Source organism: Facilibium subflavum (genome assembly GCF_003574485.1).
In the GTDB taxonomy this organism is placed as follows: Bacteria; Pseudomonadota; Gammaproteobacteria; order Francisellales; family Francisellaceae; genus Facilibium; species Facilibium subflavum.
Map to the genome: position 1 here is coordinate 1 of NZ_QLIT01000063.1, position 3,683 is coordinate 3,683.

At 37.6% G+C, this 3,683-nt stretch carries 2 protein-coding genes; both read right to left on the minus strand.

Features of this window, described 5'->3' with window-relative positions:
- Window positions 1–330, minus strand: a 330-nt coding sequence (locus tag DNK84_RS04840; protein ID WP_208123235.1) for a transposase, incomplete at its 3' end; no start/stop codon positions are given.
- A gap of 97 nt (window positions 331–427) precedes the next feature.
- On the minus strand, window positions 428–3,676 hold the full coding sequence (locus tag DNK84_RS04845; RefSeq protein WP_119343434.1) for a coiled-coil domain-containing protein: 3,249 nt from the start codon (window positions 3,674–3,676) through the stop codon (window positions 428–430).
- Window positions 3,677–3,683: the final 7 nt, after the last annotated feature.

Sequence of the window (3,683 nt, forward strand, 5' to 3'; positions counted from 1 at the left end):
CAAACCTTCAATCCGCGTGCTTCGCTTGGGAACAAGTACAGGATCAAATTCACCTGAGCGATCACGAGGCACATCAATTTCCAATAGGCCATCTTCTGTTATTACGCTTTTTCGTGCCGTGCCGTTACGTGCATTAGCAGAATCGCTACGTTCATGCCTGTCATAACCAAGATGCGCCTTTAGTTCACCTTGTAAAGCACGTTCAACCAGACCTTTGGTTAATTGCTTCAATACGCCATCTGATTTAAATAGATTGGATAAATCAGCACCTGATTCGACAATGAGATCAAGCGCTTGATCTAATGCTTTGTTTTGTTCTTTGTTTTTCATCTTTCGTCCTTAGATTATACGTTTTAACCATTATAACCTATGAAAGAATTTACACAGTTATTTCAATACTCCCTATTTCAATACTCCCCGGCATGTATCAACCCGGACTCTGGCTCCTCCAGGCTTCTTGGACTTCTTGGATTTCTTGGGCTTCTTGCAGCAGTGAAAGTGAAGGGGGAAATGATTTACTGTGTACATTTTTTGTTTCCCTCCCTAGCTGCATTTGTCTAGAAGGTGATGAAAATGAGTGAGTCCTTTGATGGTCTTGGTTTGTGACCTGGACAGGTGTTGACGGCAATATGCTGCTTTGACCTGCATCCTTCTCGCTGCTTTGATCTGAATAAGAGAGCTCAGCGGATTGCTTAGCCTGTGCTTGAGAAAATGCTTCTTTCACTTTGTCAGCTGAGCTGTCTAATAACTCGACTTTAGCACCTGATTTCAATAACTTACTAAAGAACTCATTATAGTCAAAATCGCTTTCCTCTTCGCCAGTCAAGTTCATTTTAATCGTCGGCTGTTTTTGATTGCTTTGCTTTGCAATCTTGCCGACCATTTGTTCTACCATCTGGCAAAATGCTTCATCACTGCTGTTATTACTTTCTAAGCGTACGCCATTATTTGGCATTTCTCTAAGTGTATAATCAGTGTAGGCGTTTTGACCTGTTTCGCTCTGGTTAGCTTCACTCTCAGGTATATTAAACGTAAAATATCTATTTGGGCTGTTAACATCCTCTGCTGAGTATTCAACATTTACGGCCTTAACTTTAGGCGCATCTTCTAAAAATCCCTTAGCCCTTTCCAAGTCTGGTGGAAACAAAAATCCATTTGCCATGGCATCCTGATTACCCTGTTGACTTTCAGGCTCACTGGTATCAAAAATGAATTCAGCTTTATTGACAGAGCTCTTATTAGTTTCTGATTGTTTTGCTATCGATGCTTTATCATTTGCCGATATCTCTTGAATGTTTGAACTTATTTCAGGACTTCCCTGCTGAAATTTATCTTGCTTAGATTTTTGATCTATGTCGGAAGTCTTGTCAGTAAATATTGTAGGTTCAATACTCTGCAACAATTTAGGTTCGGTTGTTTTATTATAATCAGACTCAAACATATCTTCTGGCATATCCTTATACTTAGGATCCACTGTGATTTCTTCTGGTATTTCTTCGTCGTCATCGCTTTGATACGCTTCAAAATCATCTTCATACATTTCTTCTTCATAATCTTGATTAAACTCAAGTGTAGAATCAACCTCAGCCAACCACTCCTGGTGGTTTGATTTATTATTATTTAAAGGCGGCAATGATGAACTTGCTGCCACAACCTTTGATGTTTGATTCTGTTGTGACTCTAAAGCTTCCTTATTATTTAATAACTCTTCTTGCCGATCTTTGCTACCTTCCGATACACTCGCTACTAAACCATCCGGTACTTCCTGATAATTATCTTCAACAGGTGCCATAATGGCCTGTTTCTGCTGATCTGCCACAGGAATTTGTGCCGGGTTCGCATTATATTGATTTCTGAGATTATTCAAAGTGTTGAACAGCTCGTTTGCTGCATTTCCTGATAAATTCAAACCTTCTGGGCTACCTTGCTTATCAGGGTGAATCAATAATGATACTTGGCGGAATGCTTTATCATCTATAGTAATATAGCCATGATCATCAGGCTGTATACCAGTACGCCATAATAATTGTTGCACAACCTCATGAGCCTTGTTTTTATCAATACCAGCTTCTACGAGTAGATCAATCAGTTGTTTAGCCGATGTTTTACCAGCTGTCTTAACAGTATGTCCTAATGATGCTTTTAATGAGTCATCACCTACTTTTTGTAGCACGTCTGATGACGGTCCAGCTTCATCACTATTCTCTTCTAATGTCGCAGAGGCCTCAGAGATTATTTGTGCATCAGTACTATCTGCTGATTTGATTGCACTTTGAAGTAAGCTCTTAGCAAGTCCCGCTGTATATTCTCTTATATTATCTGTTTGTTTTGTTGAATTGTCTGACAATTCATCTTCATCCGTTTGTACCGGCGCTTTTTCAGTTACTTGATCCAAAAGCGAACTCCCAACCACTTCTTCTGCCTTATCATAATCAGACTCAAGCATATCTTCTGGCATATCCTTATACTTAGGATCAACTGTGATTTCTTCTAGTATTTCTTCGTCGTCATCGCTTTGATACCCTTCGAAATCATCTTCATATATTTCTTCTTCATCATAACCTTGATTAAACTCGAGTGTAGAATCAGTATTATCGAAAAGTTCTTTTTGTCCACTTCTCTTCTGCTGTCGAGCCAATCGAGCCTCATAGTCTGCAATAATCATTTGTAACTGATGAATTTTGTGCTCTAGACTGGCAATGTCTTGATCTTTGCTTGCTATCTGACTATCTGGTTCATTAGTTTTAGAATCAAGCGCTTGTTGTAGTTTTTTGATTTCACTTTGAAGCGCTTGGTTTTCTAGTAGTAAATTATCTCCTAGTTCACCTGCCAAGGATTCTCCGTTACTGGACTCACTTTGTGTTTCCATTTCCGTTTCTTTTTGATTTAGTTGGAGTGCGTCCAACTTCGTCTTCTGGTCAATAAGCACTTTGTTGAGCTTTCCTATCTGTTTGTCCTTTTTAGTATTATCTTTCTTTAAATCCTCAATCTCTTGCTGCAAAGAGCTTATTTGCTCAAGAAGATATTTATTATTGGATTGATTTATAGCACTCTTTTTTCTTTCCCTGAGTGATTCCTCATAGAATTCTCGATTATCATTAACTGTATTTTCTAAGTTTTTATTTTCATTTTCCAATTGTTTAATATTATCGTCCTTGTTTTTGATGGTACTTTCTAAGTTTTTAATCTCAGTTGCCTGAGCATCATTTTCTTTCCATAGATCGTTTAAATCATTCTCCTTTGAAGTAATAGTCTCATCTTTTTCCTTGAGCTGAGCTTGTAAATGTTGATTTTCTGCTTTTAGAGTCTGAATCTCGTCTTCCTGATTATAAAGAATTTCTTCATAGTGCTCTAAAATATTATCTTGCACTTTTTGCGCTTCTAGTTGTTCTCTAGAAAAAAACACCTTCTGATCACTACTAAGACTCTGTAATTTTCGTATAAGCTTTTCATAGTGTTTTATCGCCTTATTAATCTCTACTGTAACGGTTATATCTTGACCATATAAGTGTAGTTGGTTCCGAAGATTAGTTATTGCATTTATACGTTTTGATAAATTTTGATTTTCCCGTGTTAAAATGTTTTGCAATTGTATAGGCATTTCATTGTTATTGATATGCAATTCTTCGCTATTAGGCGTGTCTTTAGTCTTCAGTTTTTTATTTTTCGGGCGCATTCGGAAT